The sequence below is a fragment of the Pseudomonas rustica genome (assembly GCF_018336155.1).
Lineage (GTDB): Bacteria > Pseudomonadota > Gammaproteobacteria > Pseudomonadales > Pseudomonadaceae > Aquipseudomonas > Aquipseudomonas rustica.
The window spans coordinates 387729-405190 of record NZ_JAGYHF010000005.1; the positions used below are offsets into that span (position 1 = coordinate 387729).

Sequence of the window (17462 nt, forward strand, 5' to 3'; positions counted from 1 at the left end):
CCTTTCAGGAGTCGTAATATCCAGCCATATTTCATCCGATGCAATTTCGCAAGTTGCTCAAATGTGATGCTGGTTGCTGCTAAGGTGAGTTCTCCTGGGTTTCTTGCTGAGTGATTTATGTGTGAATTTTTTTCCGCAAACTTGAGGTTTCTGTGTAGTCACTACAGATCTGTCGCAGAGGTCTGTAGGAAGGTTCGTATTAATCGTGGGCAATTTAATAAGTATCTTTGTGGGAATAGTATGCCCGCACCTTTTAACCTCAAGCGGATTTGCGATTTTTTTGGTGTGGAAGAGTTTGAAATGCGCCTGCCAAGCGAGCAGTTCATTGCATTGATTGGCGTAAAAACCAGCAAAGCCAGGCTCTTCGATGAAGAAACAGTCTCACAAAGAGTTTTGAAACACCTGCGCAAACAATCCTCACCAGAACTGAAGGCTCACACGGGGTATTACCACGAGTACTACCATGCGATGACTGAGCCGGGTTCCATTCTGTGTTCACTTGTGCATGTGCGGGAAGAAGGCGATGACATAGTGTATGAACGTAATGAGCAGTTACAGATGTCTGGGGTAGAAGGTGGGTTTGAACGATATCGATATAAAGGTGTTGCTTATTACCTGCGAGATCGCCTTTTTTTCGTAGATTATGAATCGCTGACTTCAAACGAAATCAGTCAAACTATTCTCATCCCAAGTTTCAAAAGCTGCATTACACGGTTAAATGGATTGAAGCTTGGCGTTTCGGCTGCTGATCATCGCGCGCCTTCCTGTTCAAGGGTGGTCTGGGAATATTTGGGGCAGGAAATTGATCGGGCCGCAGCCTATCGTCGTGTCCGGTTGTACAACCCTGATGATTGCGCCATTGATGCCGATCTGCGTGCGCGTCTCGCCCAGGCTCAGGTTGTGGATGGCCTGTTTGTGATCGTATGACAAATTTTCGTGGGAGCTGCCGCAGGCTGCGATCTTTTGATGTTGGTTTTGAAGATCAAAAGATCGCAGCCTTCGGCAGCTCCTACAGCGGATTGTCGATCTGTTCGAGCATCCATTTGACGAAATCCCGCACTTTGGGGACTTCCGCCGCGTGCTCCGGGTACGCCAGATAGTACGCGTCAGTGCTCGGCATCGCATGCTGCCAGGGAATGACCAGTTTGCCGTCGGCCAATTCCTCTTCGACCAGAAACCTTGGCAACAGCGCCACGCCACAACCCACCTGTGCGGCGCGAATGCACATATAAAAGGTTTCAAAACGTGGCCCGTGATAGCTGTGTTCGGTCTGGTAGCCCTGACTGTCGAACCAGTCGTGCCACGCCTGTGGGCGTGAGGCATTTTGCAGCAAGACCAGATCGGTGAGTTGCGTCGGATCAGTGAACGGCGTATCCGGCAGGCTGCTCGGAGCGCACACCGGCACCAATTCTTCACTGAACAACTTCAGGCATTCAGTCCCCGGTCGCGAGCCTTGACCGTAATAGAAAGCCAGATCACTGCGCCCTTGCAGTAAATCATCGGCCTCTTGCTCGTTGCACAAATCCAGATGAATTGACGGATGGCGCAAACGCCAGCCTTTCAGGCGTGGCACCAGCCAACGCGCGCCGAAGGTCGACGGGGTCGATACGCGTAGGACTTCGGTCTCGCCGCCGTAGGAACGCAGGTAATGGGTCGACATCTCCACCTGCGTGAGGATTTTTCGTACTTCCACCAAGTACAAATCCCCGGCCGGGGTCATCTGCAAACGTCGGCGCACGCGGAGGAACAACAAGTGTTGTAACAATTCCTCAAGCTGCGCGACCTGCTTGCTCACCGCACTCTGGGTCAGGTTCAGTTCCTCGGCGGCGCGGGTGAAGCTCAGGTGCCGGGTCACGGCCTCGAAGCATTGCAGGGCGGTGATCGAGGGCAAGTGGCGTTTGTTCAGCATGGCCGATCCTTTTCTTGTCTTTCTATGCTCAGCATGAATAAACGGAATGATATCTCGCGTAAAGGTCGTTTGTTGCCTCGCCATTGTGAAGCTACAACTAATGGCCTGCCCGGTCGTGAAATGGCGACCGCACACATTCAGTTTTTTGCTTGAGGAGTGACCCATGGTTGCCGCATTGCTTGATCGTCTTGATGTGAACCCGGCCCTTTATCAGAACGGCAAAGTGCCGGTGCACTCGCCGATCGACGGCAGCCGCATTGCTGCCGTGAACTGGGAAGGCCCGGCCGAAGTCGAGCAGCACATCAGTCGCGCAGATCATGCGTTCGAGCAATGGCGCAAGATTCCGGCCCCGCGTCGCGGCGAACTGGTGCGTCAATTCGGCGAGGTGTTGCGTGAATACAAGGCTGATCTGGGCGAACTGGTTTCGTGGGAGGCGGGCAAGATCACTCAGGAAGGTTTGGGCGAAGTGCAGGAGATGATCGACATCTGCGATTTCGCCGTCGGCCTGTCCCGTCAGTTGTACGGTTTGACCATCGCTTCCGAGCGTCCGGGCCACCACATGCGTGAAACCTGGCATCCGCTGGGCGTGGTCGGTGTGATCAGCGCGTTCAACTTCCCGGTGGCGGTGTGGGCGTGGAACACCACGCTGGCGCTGGTCTGCGGCAACCCGGTGGTGTGGAAGCCGTCGGAGAAAACCCCGCTGACCGCACTGGCCTGCCAAGCGCTGTTCGACCGTGTGGTGAAGAATTTTACCGATGCACCGGCGAATCTTTGCCAAGTGATCATCGGTGGTCGCGATGCCGGCGAAGCGTTGGTCGATGACCCGCGTGTCGCCCTGATCAGCGCCACCGGCAGCACGCGCATGGGCCGCGAAGTGGCGCCGAAAGTCGCCGCTCGTTTTGCCCGCAGCATTCTGGAGTTGGGCGGCAACAACGCGATGATCCTCGGCCCAAGCGCCGATCTCGACATGGCGGTGCGCGCGATTCTGTTCAGCGCCGTCGGTACCGCAGGCCAGCGCTGCACCACGCTGCGTCGCTTGATCGCCCATGAATCGGTCAAAGAAGAAATCGTCACCCGCCTGAAAGCCGCGTACTCGAAGGTGCGCATCGGCCATCCGCTGGAAGGCAATCTGGTCGGCCCGCTGATCGACAAGCACAGTTTCGAAAACATGCAGGACGCGCTGGAGCAGGCATTGAGCGAGGGCGGTCGGGTGTTTGGCGGCAAGCGCCAATTGGAAGATCAGTTCCCGAATGCTTACTACGTGTCGCCGGCGATTGTTGAAATGCCGGAGCAGAGCGATGTGGTGTGCAGCGAAACCTTCGCGCCGATTCTGTACGTGGTTGGTTACAAAGATTTCCAGGAAGCACTGCGCCTGAACAACGCGGTGCCGCAAGGGTTGTCGTCGTGCATCTTCACCACTGATGTGCGTGAGGCTGAGCAATTCATGTCGGCGGTGGGCAGTGATTGCGGGATCGCCAACGTCAACATCGGCCCGAGCGGTGCGGAGATTGGTGGTGCGTTTGGTGGTGAGAAAGAAACCGGTGGTGGTCGTGAATCGGGTTCGGATGCCTGGCGCGGGTACATGCGCCGCCAGACCAACACCGTGAACTACTCGCTGGAGTTGCCGCTGGCGCAGGGCATTACGTTCGACTGAGGATGGAGGAAAAGCTGAAAAGATCGCAGCCTTCGGCAGCTCCTACATAGGTGGCGCCAGGCTGCGGTTTTGTAGGAGCTGCCGAAGGCTGCGATCTTTTGGCGGCCCCACAAGCGCATTTGGTTAGGTTTCTGTTGGAGTCTGGCAATGCCGTTACGCGAAGAATGTCTGTGGGAAAAACTCACGCCGCAAAGGCCGGATAACACGGCGCTCAAGGGTGAAGTCAAAGTCGATGTCTGCGTGATCGGCGCCGGGTTTACCGGGTTGTCGGCGGCGCTGCATCTGTTGGAACAGGGCAAAAGCGTCTGCGTGCTGGAAGCGCATCGCGCTGGCCACGGCGGTTCCGGGCGCAACGTCGGATTGGTCAACGCCGGCATGTGGATTCCACCGGACGAGATCGAAGCCGGTTTCGGCGAAGCGGTCGGCAGTCAGCTCAATCGCATGCTCGGGGCCGCGCCCGCGCTGGTGTTCAGCCTTGTGGACAAGTACAACATCGATTGCCAGTTGCGCCGCGAAGGCACGCTGCACATGGCGCATAACGCCAAGGGCGAGGCCGATCTACGCAGTCGCGAGCAACAATGGAAACGTCGCGGCGCACCGGTCGAGCTACTCACCGGCAAGGCCTGTGAACAGGCCACCGGGACGCAAAAAATCGCCGCCGCGTTGCTCGATCGTCGCGCCGGCACGCTCAATCCGATGGCTTATGTCACCGGGCTGGCGAACGCGGTGCTCGGCCTCGGCGGGCAGATGTTCGACCATTCACCGGTCACTCGACTCGAGCGTCAGGGCGCGAAATGGTCGGTGCAAACAGAGCACGGTTCGGTGCTCGCCGAACAAGTGGTCATCGCCTCCAACGCCTACACCGAGGGCGACTGGACGGAACTCAAACGCAATTTCTTCCCCGGTTATTACTATCAGGTCGCTTCGGTGCCGCTGACCGAAGACGCTGCGCAGGAGATTCTTCCGGGTGGGCAAGGCTCGTGGGATACCCGCCAGGTGTTGAGCAGCATCCGCCGCGATAAAGAAGGGCGGTTATTGCTCGGCAGCCTTGGCAACGGTAATCAAAAACCGGCCTGGTTTCTCAAGGCCTGGGCCGACCGGGTGCAGCAGCATTACTTCCCGCAATTGAAACCCGTCGAATGGGAATGCACCTGGACCGGGCGCATCGCGTTTACGCCCGATCACCTGATGCGTCTGTTCGAACCGGCACCGGGGCTGGTCGCTGTCACGGGCTATAACGGCCGTGGCGTCACCACTGGCACGGTGGTCGGCAAAGCCTTCGCCGATTACTTGTGCAACGGCAATGCCGAGGCCCTGCCAATTCCCTTTGCACCGATGCAGCCCTTGGCGGGCGTGGGCTTGCGCAGTTGCCTGTACGAGGCCGGGTTCTCGCTGTATCACGCGGGCCAGTGCCTGCGCATCGTGATTTGAGTGTTGAATTATGTTGCCGGAAGCGGCGCTTTTCGATGCAGCGACTAGCCTGTAATGGTGCGGGTTGTAGCAGTCCCGCACCAGCAGTGTGCAGTTCGGTGACGCGGGCTGTTACAGGCTGGTTGCACGTCGTTTGGTGCCGCGGTTGCAATGATGGCGCATGCGGGTTGCGCCTGAAAAAATAAATGGTTTCACCTTCCGCGGTTTAGACGGTTGCACGCCCAATGAAAATGGGAACGAAACAGTCGAAATAACAAGAAAGCAGCGACTTTTTGAAGAATAAAAAACCGATGGCACGGCCCTTGCTCTGCGCATTCAGTGAAGTGAAGTCGCAGTGCCAACTAAAAAAAACCTTGGAGCACCACCTCATGTCCCAGACGTTTTACAAGAAAGGCTTTCTGGCCCTCGCAGTGGCTACTGCGTTGGGTGTTTCTGCGTTTGCTCAGGCTGATATCAAAATCGGTGTAGCGGGTCCAATGACGGGCGCCAACGCGGCATTTGGCGAGCAGTACATGAAGGGTGCACAAGCGGCGGCCGATTCGGTCAACGCGGCAGGTGGCGTCAACGGGGAAAAAATCGTTCTGGTCAAAGGCGATGACGCCTGCGAACCGAAACAAGCGGTAACGGTCGCCAAGGATCTGGTCAATCAGAAAGTCGCTGGCGTGGTCGGCCACTTCTGCTCGTCTTCCACCATTCCAGCCTCGGAAATCTACGACGAAGCCGGCGTAATCGCGATCACCCCGGGTTCCACCAACCCGCAAGTGACCGAGCGCGGCCTCAGCGCCATGTTCCGTATGTGCGGGCGTGACGACCAGCAAGGTATCGTTGCCGGCGACTACATTGTCGACGTGCTCAAGGGTAAAAAAGTCGTTGTGTTGCACGACAAAGACACCTACGGCCAAGGCCTGGCGGATGCCACCAAGGCCCAACTGGTCAAGCGTGGCGTGACGCCAGTGTTGTATGAAGGCCTGACCCGTGGCGAAAAAGACTTCAGCACCATCGTCACCAAAATCCGTGGCGCTGGCGCCGATGTCGTCTACTTCGGTGGTCTGCACCCGGAAGCCGGTCCGCTGGTTCGTCAACTGCGTGAGCAAGGCCTGAAAGACGTCAAGTTCATGTCCGATGACGGCATTGTGACCGATGAACTGGTAACCACCGCGGGTGGCCCGCAATTCGTGGATGGTGTGCTGATGACCTTCGGTGCCGACCCACGCATGCTGCCAGAGAGCAAGGCAGTGGTAGACGCGTTCCGCAAGGCCGGCACCGAGCCTGAGGGCTACACCCTGTACGCCTACGCTTCGGTACAAACCCTGGCCGCAGCGTTCAACGGCGCCAAGTCCAACAAGGGCGAAGAAGCGGCTGCCTGGCTGAAGAAAAACCCGGTGAAAACCGTCATGGGCGAAAAAGCCTGGGACTCGAAGGGCGACCTGAAAGTCTCCGACTACGTGGTTTACCAGTGGGACAAGGACGGCAAATATCACCAGCTGGAAAAACAGAAGTAAGGGCTGACGCGATTAGCTGAACGCCACAAACCCCTGTGGGAGCGGGCTTGCTCGCGAATGCGGGGTGTCAGTCACCATCAACGGTAGCTGATACACCGCATTCGCGAGCAAGCCCGCTCCCACAGGAGGTGGTGGCGATAGGCTGATCGTGGCTGACATTGCTCCGACGTAAATCTGTATTTTCCCTAGAAGAGCCGCACGTCCACAGGCGTGCAGGTTCTCACTGCGTGAGATTGCGTTATGGATGGTATTTTCCTGCAGCAACTGGTCAACGGCCTGACCCTCGGGTCGGTCTATGGCCTGATCGCCATCGGCTACACAATGGTCTACGGCATCATCGGCATGATCAACTTCGCCCACGGCGAGGTTTACATGATTTCTGCTTACCTGGCGGCAATCAGTCTGGCTCTGCTGGCTTACTTCGGTATCGAATCTTTCCCGCTGCTGATGCTCGGCACACTGATCTTCACCATCGTCGTCACGGCGGTGTATGGCTGGGTCATTGAGCGAGTCGCTTACAAACCCCTGCGCAACTCCACCCGACTGGCACCGCTGATCAGCGCCATCGGTATCTCCCTGATTCTGCAAAACTACGCACAGATCGCTCAAGGCGCGAAACAACAAGGCGTGCCAACCTTGCTGACTGGCGCGTGGCGTGTCGACATCGGCACCGGTTTCGTGCAACTGACTTACACCAAAGTCTTCATTCTGGTGGCCGCGTTCGTCGGCATGGGCGTACTGACCTACATCATCAAGTACACCAAGCTCGGGCGCATGTGCCGTGCTACTCAGCAAGACCGCAAAATGGCCTCGATTCTGGGGATCAACACCGACCGCGTGATCTCTTACGTGTTCATCATCGGTGCAGCCATGGCGGCATTGGCCGGTGTGTTGATCACCATGAACTACGGCACGTTCGACTTCTATGCCGGCTTCATCATCGGCATCAAGGCATTCACTGCTGCGGTGCTCGGCGGTATCGGCTCTCTGCCCGGTGCGATGCTCGGCGGGATCATTCTCGGGATTTCCGAGTCGCTGTTCTCCGGCCTGGTCAACTCCGACTACAAAGACGTGTTCAGCTTCTCGCTGCTCGTACTTGTTCTGGTCTTCCGGCCGCAGGGCCTGTTGGGCCGTCCTCTTGTGTCGAAGGTGTAAGCGATGTCTTCAACCACCCAAAAAACCATCGATATCAAAAAAAGTCTGGTTGAGGCGATTCTTGCCGGCCTGATTGCCCTGATCGTATTTGGCCCGATTGTCGGCGTTGTGCTGGAGGGTTACAGCTTCAACCTCGAACCAACCCGCGTGGCGTGGCTGATCGGCATTGTCATGATTGGCCGCTTTGTCATTAGCCTGTTCCTGCAAACGCCCAAGGGCCTGAAGATTCTCGACGGATTCGAGAGCACCGGTTCCGGTGTGCATGTGCTGCCCGCCGATCACAAATCGAGCCTGCGCTGGATCATCCCGTTGCTGATTGTGCTGGCCGTCATCGTGCCGTTTGTTTCCAACTCCTATTTGCTGGGCGTGGTCATCCTCGGGTTGATCTACGTGCTGCTGGGGTTGGGGCTGAACATCGTGGTCGGTCTGGCCGGTCTGCTCGACCTCGGTTACGTGGCGTTTTATGCCATCGGCGCCTACGGTCTGGCGCTCGGTTATCAGTACCTCGGTCTGGGCTTCTGGACGGTGCTGCCGCTGGCGGCGATCACCGCGGGCCTTGCCGGCTGCATCCTCGGTTTTCCGGTACTGCGCCTGCACGGCGACTATCTGGCGATCGTGACCCTGGGCTTCGGTGAAATCATTCGCCTGATCCTTAACAACTGGTTGTCGCTGACTGGCGGCCCGAACGGCATGCCGGCGCCACTGCCGACGTTCTTCGGTCTGGAGTTCGGCAAACGGGCGAAGGATGGCGGGGTGCCGTTCCATGAGTTCTTCGGCATCGCCTACAACCCGGACGTGAAGTACTACTTCATCTACGCGGTGTTGTTCCTCGTGGTATTGGCTGTGCTGTACATCAAACACCGTTTGGTGAAGATGCCGGTCGGCCGTGCCTGGGAAGCCTTGCGTGAAGACGAAATCGCCTGCCGTTCGATGGGCCTCAACCACGTGCTGGTCAAGCTTTCCGCGTTCACCATTGGCGCGTCGACGGCAGGTCTGGCCGGTGTGTTTTTCGCCACCTATCAAGGTTTCGTTAACCCGACCTCGTTCACTTTCTTCGAATCGGCACTGATCCTGGCCATCGTCGTCCTCGGCGGCATGGGCTCGACCATCGGCGTAGTGATTGCAGCCTTCGTACTCACCGTCGCCCCGGAACTGCTGCGCGGCTTCGCTGAATATCGCGTGCTGCTGTTCGGCATCCTGATGGTGTTGATGATGATCTGGCGACCACGCGGGCTGATCCGCATCAGCCGTACCGGGGTCACTCCACGCAAAGGTGCCATTCACTATGAGAGGACTGCGCCATGAGTGAAGTCGTACTCTCTGTTGAAAAACTGATGATGCATTTCGGTGGCATCAAGGCCTTGAGCGATGTCAGCCTGAAGGTCAAACGCAACTCGATCTTCGCCTTGATCGGCCCTAACGGCGCTGGCAAAACCACGGTGTTCAACTGCCTGACCGGTTTCTACAAAGCCTCCGGCGGCAAGATCGAACTCAATGTGCGCGGCCAGCAGACCAACGTCATCCAGTTGTTGGGCGAGTCGTTCAAAGCGTCGGATTTCGTTTCGCCGAAATCCTTCCTCAGTCGCATGTACTACAAGATGTTCGGTGGCACGCACCTGGTGAATCGTGCGGGGCTGGCGCGGACATTCCAGAACATTCGTCTGTTCAAGGAAATGTCGGTGCTGGAAAATCTGCTGGTGGCCCAACACATGTGGGTCAACCGCAACATGCTCGCCGGGATCCTCAACACCAAGGGCTACCGCAAGGCTGAAAGCGACGCACTGGATGTTGCGTTCTACTGGCTGGAAGTGGTCGATCTGGTTGACTGTGCCAACCGTCTCGCCGGTGAACTTTCCTACGGTCAGCAACGCCGTCTGGAGATTGCCCGGGCCATGTGCACGCGGCCGCAGATCATCTGCCTCGACGAACCGGCCGCCGGCCTCAACCCACAGGAAACCGAAGCGCTGAGCGCGATGATCCGGCTGCTGCGCGACGAGCACGATCTGACCGTGGTGCTGATCGAACACGACATGGGCATGGTAATGAGTATTTCTGACCACATCGTGGTGCTGGATCACGGCATCGTCATCGCCGAAGGCGGGCCTGAAGCGATTCGAAATGATCCGAAAGTGATTGCGGCGTATCTCGGCGCTGACGAAGAGGAACTGGTATGACGCAACCGATCCTCGAACTCAAAAACCTCGACGTGTTCTACGGACCGATCCAGGCGCTCAAAGGTGTTTCGCTGCAGATCAACGAGGGGGAAACCGTCAGCCTGATCGGCTCTAACGGTGCCGGCAAGTCGACATTGTTGATGTCGATTTTCGGCCAGCCAAGGGCAGCTGGCGGGCAGATCATTTATCAAGGCGTCGACATCACCCAGAAGTCCTCGCACTACATCGCTTCCAATGGCATCGCGCAGTCGCCGGAAGGACGGCGGGTGTTCCCCGACATGACCGTCGAGGAAAACCTGTTGATGGGCACCATCCCGATTGGCGACAAGTACGCTAAAGAGGACATGCAGCGCATGTTCGCGCTGTTCCCGCGACTGGAAGAGCGGCGGACGCAGCGGGCGATGACCATGTCCGGTGGTGAGCAACAGATGCTCGCGATTGCCCGGGCGTTGATGAGCCGGCCGAAATTGTTGCTGCTCGATGAACCGAGCCTGGGCCTCGCGCCGATCGTGGTGAAGCAGATTTTTGCGACCCTGCGGGAGTTGGCGAAAACCGGGATGACGATTTTCCTGGTCGAGCAGAACGCCAACCATGCGCTGAAGCTGTCGGATCGGGCGTATGTGATGGTTAACGGCGAGATTCGCCTGACCGGTACCGGCAAAGAGTTGCTGGTGAATGAGGAGGTGCGTAACGCCTATCTGGGCGGGCACTGATTCTTCGCACGTTATACACAGCCCCGGCGACGCAAGTCCCGGGGCTTCTTATTACCCACAATTCCCTGTAGGAGCTGCCGCAGGCTGCGATCTTTTGATCTTGAAAAACAACATCAAAAGATCGCAGCCTGCGGCAGCTCCTACAGGGAAAACGATTGCTCCGTCAAATTGTGGAAAACAAATCCGGCAAGCTACCAAAGCGCGACATAAAGACGCTGCAAATGGCTGTTTTTCCACAGTTTTGACTTGTCCCCGTTTGCTGTGGAGCTGGCTGTGAATAACGTGGGTGTATCTGGCTGCAGGCCTTGTAAGCCGTGGCTTGCAAAGGTGTGGTTGTTTTTTGATCAGACGCTTTTGCCTGAGCGAGAGGCGCCAATGTCAACCTTTTTATAAGGCTGCTAACGCAGTCGATATGCAGTGCCCCTGGCTGTGGATAAGTCTGTGATTAAACTCTGGAAAGACCTCGCTAAGCACCGTAATTGCTGGCCTCGCGCAATCACTGTGTTGACCGCTTGGTCGTGCAAAATGCCCTGTCCCGCACATCTGCCGCTTCAGGGTCAAGCAAAAAACTTTCTGTTTCCCCCGCAAAGCCTTGTGCGGCGCGGCTTTGCGCGTTTCCACTTGCCCCCGGAAACTGTGGAAGGGACTGTGGATAACATGCGCGCACATGGCTACAGGCCACGCCCTGTATGGCGTTCCTACGGTTGATCATTTTTTGAGCTGAATCCGTCCGTGTAGGAGCTGCCGAAGGCTGCGATCTTTTGATTCTGGTTTTGAAGATCCAAAGATCGCAGCCTCGTTGCACTCGTCAGCTCCTACACATGGGTGGGTGTTGCCCGTGAGTGCAGGGCCGGGCATGCTGCTGGCTGATTTTCTATTCCAAGGGCTGCTCCGGTGGCCGAAGCAAGGAGAACACGATGTCCAACACCCTGTTTATCACCGGCGCGACGTCCGGTTTTGGTGAAGCCTGCGCCCGCCGTTTTGCCGAGGCTGGCTGGAAACTGGTGCTGACCGGTCGTCGTGAAGAACGCCTCAATGCGCTGTGCGCAGAATTGTCGAAGCAGACCGAAGTACACGGACTGGTGCTCGATGTGCGTGATCGCAAGGCGATGGAAGAGGCGATCGCCAATCTCCCGCCATCGTTCGCCAAGCTGCGTGGCCTGATCAACAACGCCGGTCTGGCGCTGGGCGTTGATCCTGCGCCGAAGTGCGATCTGGACGATTGGGACACCATGGTCGACACCAACGTCAAAGGCCTGATGTACGCCACGCGTTTGCTGCTGCCGCGTTTGATCGCCCATGGCCGTGGCGCCGGCATCGTCAACCTCGGCTCCATCGCCGGCAACTACCCGTACCCGGGCAGCCATATCTACGGCGCGACCAAGGCGTTCGTTAAGCAGTTTTCGTTGAACCTGCGTTGCGACTTGCAGGGCACCGGCGTGCGCGTCAGCAACATCGAGCCGGGTCTGTGCGAGAGCGAGTTCTCGCTGGTGCGTTTTGCCGGCGATCAGGAGCGTTACAACGCGACTTACGCCGGTGCCGAGCCGATCCAGCCGCAGGACATTGCCGAGACGATTTTCTGGGTGATGAATGCGCCGGCGCACATCAACATCAACAGCCTGGAGTTGATGCCGGTGAGCCAGACCTGGGCTGGCTTTGCGATTGAGCGTAACAAGGCCTGACACCGCGTTATCGTTCTTCGCGAGCAAGCCCGCTCCCACATTTTGAAATGTATTTCCCTGTGGGAGCGGGCTTGCTCGCGAAGAGGCCAGAACAGGCAGTACAAGGCTTTGAGGTAAACTCCCCTCGCAACAACCCAACCGCACCCCGCGGTTTTCAAGGTTTTTCGAGGAGTCAAAGTGAGTAACCGAGGTGAGCAGTCGCTGCTCAAACAATCGACCATTCTGATGTTCGCCGTGGCGATCGCCGGGATCGTCACCGGTTTTGTTTCTGGTTCACAATCCATCCTTTTTGATGGTTTTTTCTCGCTGATCGCCACCTTCATCAAAGTCCTGATGCTGATCACCGCCAAGTTGATCGCCAAGGAAAGCAATCACCGCTTCCAGTTCGGTTTCTGGCATCTGGAGCCGATGGTGCTGCTGATCGAAGGCAGTTTCCTGCTGCTGATCGCGATCTATGCGTTTCTCAACGGTGTGTTTGGCATCATCAACGGTGGTCGTGAGATCGAGTTGGGGCTGGTGATCATTTATGCCGCGGTGTTTACCGTGGTCGAGTTCGCCTATTTCTTCTACGTCCGACACCGTAACCGCAAGCTCAAATCGACCCTGATCCAGTTCGACAACATCAGCTGGCTGGTGGACGCGATGCTGTCTGTGGGCCTGTTGATCAGTTTCCTCGCGGCGCTGCTGCTCAAGTCCCAGGGTTATGGGCAGTGGGCGGTGTATGTCGACCCGCTGATCCTGATCGTGCTGGCGCTGACCATGTTGCCGCCGGCGTTCAAGATACTGGGGCCGGCGTTACGCGATGTATTGGGGATAGCGCCGGACACGCTGGATGATCAGGTGCGTCAGGTGATGGAAGAGGCGAAGGCTGAGCATGGTTTCGACGATTACGTGTCGTACGTGCAGAAGCACGGACGGGCGCGGTTTATCGAGATTCATGTGGTGTTGCCGGCGGACTATGCACTGAGCCATGTCGGGCAATTGGATGCATTGCGCGAGGAGATTTCGGCGAAGCTGGGCAAGCCGGATGCGGCGCGGTGGCTGACTATCAGCTTTACCGGCGACAAGAAGTGGATTGCCTGATGTAACCCTGACTACTGTTGAGAACAGATTTGTGGTGCAGGGGATTTAGGTAGAGAAGGGATTTACTGTAGAGAAGGGATTTATTGTGGCTAGGGGATTTATTGTGGCGAGGGGATTTATCCCCGTTGGGGCGCGAAGCGGCCCTGAAAAGAGCGGGGCCGCTGCGCAGCCCAACGGGGATAAATCCCCTCGCCACAGTAGATCTCCTCAGCACATTGAATCTCATTTGCCATGAGATCAGCGCAAATATTCAGCCAGGCCGTGATAGCAAGTCGCAAGGTGATACGGCGTGGTCGAAGGCATGTCCTTGCGACTCACCTCACCCAACTCATCCCGGCATTCATGCCAGCCATCTGCATGCAGAAACCGCTGCTGCAACGCCTGCAACTGACGCAACACTACCGCCTCGCTGCCCTGACGCAACGTCAGCGCGCGCAAATATTCCGCCTGCGCCCAGATTCGTTGAGTCGAATCCTTCGGCTGCCCATCCTGTCGCAGATCGAGCATCGCTCGCACCGCGCCTGACGGCTGTTCCACGCCGTGAAGTTCAGTAAACGCAAACGCCCGATCCAGCGCCGCATGCAGCTTCGAGCCGCGCAGCAACGGCGAAGACTCGAGCAGGAAATACCATTCGAACTGATGCCCCGGCTCGTACCAGTTATCCACAGCCCCCAGCGGTTTCTCCATCAACACGCCATATTGCGGATCGACGAAGCGCTTGTGCATGGCTGTGCATAACTCCAGCAACGCGGTTTGGGTCTGGGCATCTTCGCGAACGGCGAGCGTGGCGAGGAAGGCTTCGGCCAGGTGCATCAACGGGTTTTGCAGCGGGCCGGTTTCCAGGGTGATCCAATCGCGATCCAGGCACGCCTCGTATAAACCATCACCGGTGGCAAAGCGTCGACCAATGATTTCCAGCGCCGCATTCAACGTCGATTCGACCAGCGGATCGCCGGATTTGCCCCAGTAGTGCGCGCAGGCAAAAAGGATGAAGGCGTGGGTGTAGAGATCCTTGCGCTGATCCAGCGGTTTGCCCTGCGCATCGATGCTGTAGAACCAGCCGCCGTGGTCGGCATCGTGGAAGTGCCGTTGCAACGAGCGGAACAGCGACGCCGCGCGAACCTCAGCGTTATCCACAACCCCGATCAGACTGGAAAACAGATACAACTGCCGCGCGCACGCCATCGCGCGATAGCGTTGCGGTGGCAAGGGTTGATGCGCGGCGTCCAGCGCCTCGTACGGCAGCGCCATGTCGGCGTTCCAGCCCGGGCCTTGCCAGAGGGGCACGATCACGTTGACGAAGTGCTGTTGCACAGCGCCGAACAGGGCGGTCAATTCAGGCAGGGAGGTGGAGCGGGAAGCGTGGGGCATGGGCGGACGTCGTCACGGGCTGGGGCGATTGCGCGACATGGTAGCAGAGAGCATCGGTTGGGTGACGACCCTGTAGGAGCTGCCGCAGGCTGCGATCTTTTGATCTGGCTTTATAAAGTCAAAAGATCGCAGCCTGCGGCAGCTCCTACAGGAGATCAGCCGTTTAGCCGGCCAGCAGCCAGGCGCCGGTGATTGCCGAAGCCGCACCTGCAAGACGCACCAACGGTGCAGCAGCTTGAGGCAGGAAACGCACTACGGCATAACCAGCGGCATGCAGTGCAGCTGTCGCGGCGACGAAACCGGCTGCATACGCCCAAGGACTACTCATATCCGGCAATTCCAAACCATGCGCGACACCATGGAACAACGCAAACACCGCCGTCGCCAGCACCGCCATCACCAGCGGCGGACGCACGGCCAATGCCACCGCCAGACCCAGCGCCAACACCGACGCGGCAATCCCGCTTTCCAGCGCCGGCAGTTCCAGACCTTCAAACCCGAGCAGGCCGCCCATCAGCATGGTGCCGACAAACGTGCACGGCAGCGCCCAACGCGCCGCGCCTTGTTGCTGCGCCGCCCACAAACCGACGGCAACCATCGCTAACAAGTGGTCGAGCCCACCAATCGGGTGGCTGATGCCGGCGATCAATCCACTGTCGCCGTGGCCCGGGTGGGCGAAGGCCAGCGCCGGGGTCAGCAGCAGCGCCACGGCGCCGAGAATGCGTTTAAGTGTCATGAATAAGCTTCCTTGTTGATAAATAAATCAGGCTGCGGTCAGCAGGCCCTGGCGTTCGATGAAGGCGATGATGGCTTCCAGACCCTGACCGGTTTTCTGGTTGCTGAAGACGAACGGCTTGCCGTTGCGCATGCGTTTGGTGTCGCTGTCCATCATTTCCAGCGAGGCGCCCACCAGCGGCGCCAGGTCGATCTTATTGATCACCAGCAGATCGGATTTGCAGATTCCAGGCCCGCCCTTGCGCGGCAGCTTGTCGCCGGCGGAAACGTCGATCACATAGATAGTCAGGTCGGACAGTTCCGGGCTGAACGTCGCCGACAGGTTATCGCCGCCCGACTCGACGAGAATCAGATCCAGCCCCGGGAAGCGCCGATTGAGTTGATCCACCGCTTCAAGGTTGATCGAGGCGTCTTCGCGGATTGCCGTGTGCGGGCAGCCGCCGGTTTCCACGCCGATGATCCGCTCCGGCGCGAGGGCTTCATTGCGCACGAGGAAATCGGCATCTTCGCGGGTGTAGATATCGTTGGTGACCACGGCGAGGTTGTAGCGCTCGCGCAGGGCCAGACACAGGGCCAGGGTCAACGCGGTTTTGCCGGAACCGACCGGGCCGCCGATGCCGACGCGCAGAGGTTGTGTGTTCATTAATGGTTCTCCTAGGAGCGAAAGAGGCGGCTGTACTGGCGCTCGTGGGCCATGCACGCCAGGGACAGGCCGAACGCGGCGCTGCCGATGTGTTCGGGATTGATTCGGGTCGCGTCCTGCTGTGCCTGTTGCAGTAACGGCAGCAATTCGCTGGTCAGGCGCTGGGCGGCTTGCTGGCCCAGCGGCAGGGTTTTCATCAGCACAGCGAGCTGGTTTTCCAGCCAACTCCACAGCCACGCGGCGAGGGCGTCTTGCGGGCTGATGCCCCAGGCGCGTGCTGCCAGCGCCCAGCACAAGGCCAGATGCGGTTCAGTGCATTGATCGAGAAAATCACGAGCAGGCGCGTCGAGCTCCGGCAAACCGTTGAGCAGTTGCTGCAACGAATAGCCCATCTGCCGACTTTCCAGATGCAACTCGCGGGTCTCGCGGCTGGCGCGATGGCTTTCACAGAGGATCAGCAACTCGCTCCAGTTTTCATCCGCCGCCGCCTGGCAATGCGCAAGCAACAACGGCGCCTCAAAGCGCGACAGGTTCAACAGCAACTGATCGCTGATCCAGCGGCGGGCGTCGTCCGGGTTTTTCACCCGTTCGTTATCCACAGCCATCTCCAGACCTTGCGAATAGCTGTAGCCGCCAATCGGCAACTGCGGACTGGCCAGGCGCAGCAGCGCCCAGGCCGGATTCACAGGCGGACGCCGAACTGATGGAGTTTCGGCGCGTAGTTGAAGTCTTCGTCGCCGTGTCGTGAATGATGGTGGCCGCCGCCATAAGCACCATGTTCCGGCTGGAACGGTGCTTCGATGGCTGCAACCTGCGCGCCCAATTGTTCGAGCATGGCTTTGAGTACGTAATCGTCGAGCAGACGCAGCCAGCCGTCACCGACCTGCAGGGCGACATGGCGGTTACCGAGGTGATAAGCGGCGCGGGTCAGTTCGAAGGCGTTGGCGCAGGTGACGTGCAGCAACTGCTCGGGGCGGGCGCAGACGCGAACGATGCGGCCGTCTTCAGCCTGTAGGCATTCGCCGTCATACAGCGGCGGTTGGCCACGCTCCAAAAACAACCCGACGTCTTCACCTTCAGCACTGAAACAGCGCAGACGGCTTTTGCTCCGCGCTTCGAAGGTCAGGTGCAACTCGGCGGCCCAGACGGGTTGAGGGTCGATTCTGCGGTGAATCACCAGCATCGGGAAACTTCCAGCTATGGACAATGGTTGCTCTAGAGCAAGGGGCTTGCCAATCGGACGAGATGTAGGAAATCCCTGTCGGAGCGTAGTGGATGTTTCAAGATGTTGCGGGGATTTGGAAGGTTTTGGTGCATGAAGGTTTTTACATGCACCAAATAGAGGCCGTGACGCATGACCCTTGTGGGAGCGGGCTTGCTCGCGAAGGCGGTGGGTCAGCAATATAGATG

Annotated in this window: 16 protein-coding genes; 10 read left to right on the top strand and 6 right to left on the bottom strand. The window is 58.2% G+C overall.

Features of this window, described 5'->3' with window-relative positions; all coding sequences use genetic code 11:
- The first annotated feature begins 117 nt into the window (after positions 1-117).
- On the top strand, positions 118-927 hold the full coding sequence (locus KFS80_RS12010) for a helix-turn-helix domain-containing protein (protein WP_212544912.1): 810 nt from the start codon (positions 118-120) through the stop codon (positions 925-927).
- 82 nt (positions 928-1009) lie between these two features.
- Here KFS80_RS12010 and KFS80_RS12015 read toward each other — a convergent pair whose 3' ends face one another.
- The gene (locus KFS80_RS12015) at positions 1010-1909 is read right to left on the bottom strand and encodes a LysR family transcriptional regulator (RefSeq protein WP_053116792.1); all 900 of its coding nucleotides are present in this window, start codon (positions 1907-1909) and stop codon (positions 1010-1012) included.
- Between the two features lie 163 nt (positions 1910-2072).
- Between KFS80_RS12015 and amaB the strand changes: the two genes are divergently transcribed.
- The 9 genes from amaB to KFS80_RS12060 all read left to right on the top strand — a co-directional run bounded on the left by amaB (position 2073) and on the right by KFS80_RS12060 (position 13303).
- Positions 2073-3563 (top strand): L-piperidine-6-carboxylate dehydrogenase, encoded by a 1491-nt coding sequence (amaB, locus tag KFS80_RS12020; RefSeq protein WP_212544913.1) that lies wholly within the window; start codon positions 2073-2075, stop codon positions 3561-3563.
- A 147-nt stretch (positions 3564-3710) separates the two neighbouring features.
- Complete coding sequence (gene amaA, locus KFS80_RS12025) at positions 3711-4994, top strand: L-pipecolate oxidase (RefSeq protein ID WP_053116794.1); 1284 nt, start codon at positions 3711-3713, stop codon at positions 4992-4994.
- Between the two features lie 368 nt (positions 4995-5362).
- Positions 5363-6496 (top strand): ABC transporter substrate-binding protein, encoded by a 1134-nt coding sequence (locus KFS80_RS12030; RefSeq protein WP_053116795.1) that lies wholly within the window; start codon positions 5363-5365, stop codon positions 6494-6496.
- Positions 6497-6736: 240 nt separating this feature from the next.
- Positions 6737-7651 (top strand): ABC transporter permease subunit, encoded by a 915-nt coding sequence (locus KFS80_RS12035; RefSeq protein WP_053116796.1) that lies wholly within the window; start codon positions 6737-6739, stop codon positions 7649-7651.
- 3 nt (positions 7652-7654) lie between these two features.
- On the top strand, positions 7655-8956 hold the full coding sequence (gene livM, locus KFS80_RS12040; protein WP_212544914.1) for a high-affinity branched-chain amino acid ABC transporter permease LivM: 1302 nt from the start codon (positions 7655-7657) through the stop codon (positions 8954-8956).
- Positions 8953-9825, top strand: coding sequence for an ABC transporter ATP-binding protein (locus KFS80_RS12045; RefSeq protein WP_053116798.1), 873 nt, complete (start codon positions 8953-8955; stop codon positions 9823-9825). The genes livM and KFS80_RS12045 overlap by 4 nt, the downstream gene beginning before the upstream one ends.
- Positions 9822-10538 (top strand): ABC transporter ATP-binding protein, encoded by a 717-nt coding sequence (locus KFS80_RS12050; RefSeq protein WP_053116799.1) that lies wholly within the window; start codon positions 9822-9824, stop codon positions 10536-10538. Before KFS80_RS12045 ends, KFS80_RS12050 begins: the two co-directional genes overlap by 4 nt.
- Before the next feature lie 917 nt (positions 10539-11455).
- Positions 11456-12220 carry an SDR family oxidoreductase gene (locus tag KFS80_RS12055; protein WP_008087168.1) on the top strand — a complete coding sequence of 255 codons (765 nt, stop codon included), beginning with the start codon at positions 11456-11458 and terminating at the stop codon, positions 12218-12220.
- Between the two features lie 177 nt (positions 12221-12397).
- A complete protein-coding gene (locus tag KFS80_RS12060; protein WP_053116812.1) occupies positions 12398-13303 on the top strand; it encodes a cation diffusion facilitator family transporter in 906 nt (301 codons plus the stop codon).
- A 237-nt stretch (positions 13304-13540) separates the two neighbouring features.
- On the opposite strand, the gene KFS80_RS12065 is transcribed toward KFS80_RS12060, so the two are convergent.
- The 5 genes from KFS80_RS12065 to ureE all read right to left on the bottom strand — a co-directional run bounded on the left by KFS80_RS12065 (position 13541) and on the right by ureE (position 17235).
- The gene (locus KFS80_RS12065) at positions 13541-14674 is read right to left on the bottom strand and encodes an AGE family epimerase/isomerase (protein WP_212544915.1); all 1134 of its coding nucleotides are present in this window, start codon (positions 14672-14674) and stop codon (positions 13541-13543) included.
- A 163-nt stretch (positions 14675-14837) separates the two neighbouring features.
- Positions 14838-15410 carry a HupE/UreJ family protein gene (locus KFS80_RS12070; RefSeq protein ID WP_212544916.1) on the bottom strand — a complete coding sequence of 191 codons (573 nt, stop codon included), beginning with the start codon at positions 15408-15410 and terminating at the stop codon, positions 14838-14840.
- Positions 15411-15437: 27 nt separating this feature from the next.
- Positions 15438-16052: an urease accessory protein UreG gene (gene ureG / locus KFS80_RS12075; RefSeq protein WP_053116815.1), complete on the bottom strand. Its 615-nt coding sequence runs from the start codon at positions 16050-16052 to the stop codon at positions 15438-15440.
- 11 nt (positions 16053-16063) lie between these two features.
- The gene (locus tag KFS80_RS12080; RefSeq protein ID WP_212544917.1) at positions 16064-16738 is read right to left on the bottom strand and encodes an urease accessory protein UreF; all 675 of its coding nucleotides are present in this window, start codon (positions 16736-16738) and stop codon (positions 16064-16066) included.
- A complete protein-coding gene (ureE, locus tag KFS80_RS12085) occupies positions 16735-17235 on the bottom strand; it encodes an urease accessory protein UreE (protein ID WP_212544918.1) in 501 nt (166 codons plus the stop codon). The genes KFS80_RS12080 and ureE overlap by 4 nt, the downstream gene beginning before the upstream one ends.
- Between the last annotated feature and the right edge of the window lie 227 nt (positions 17236-17462).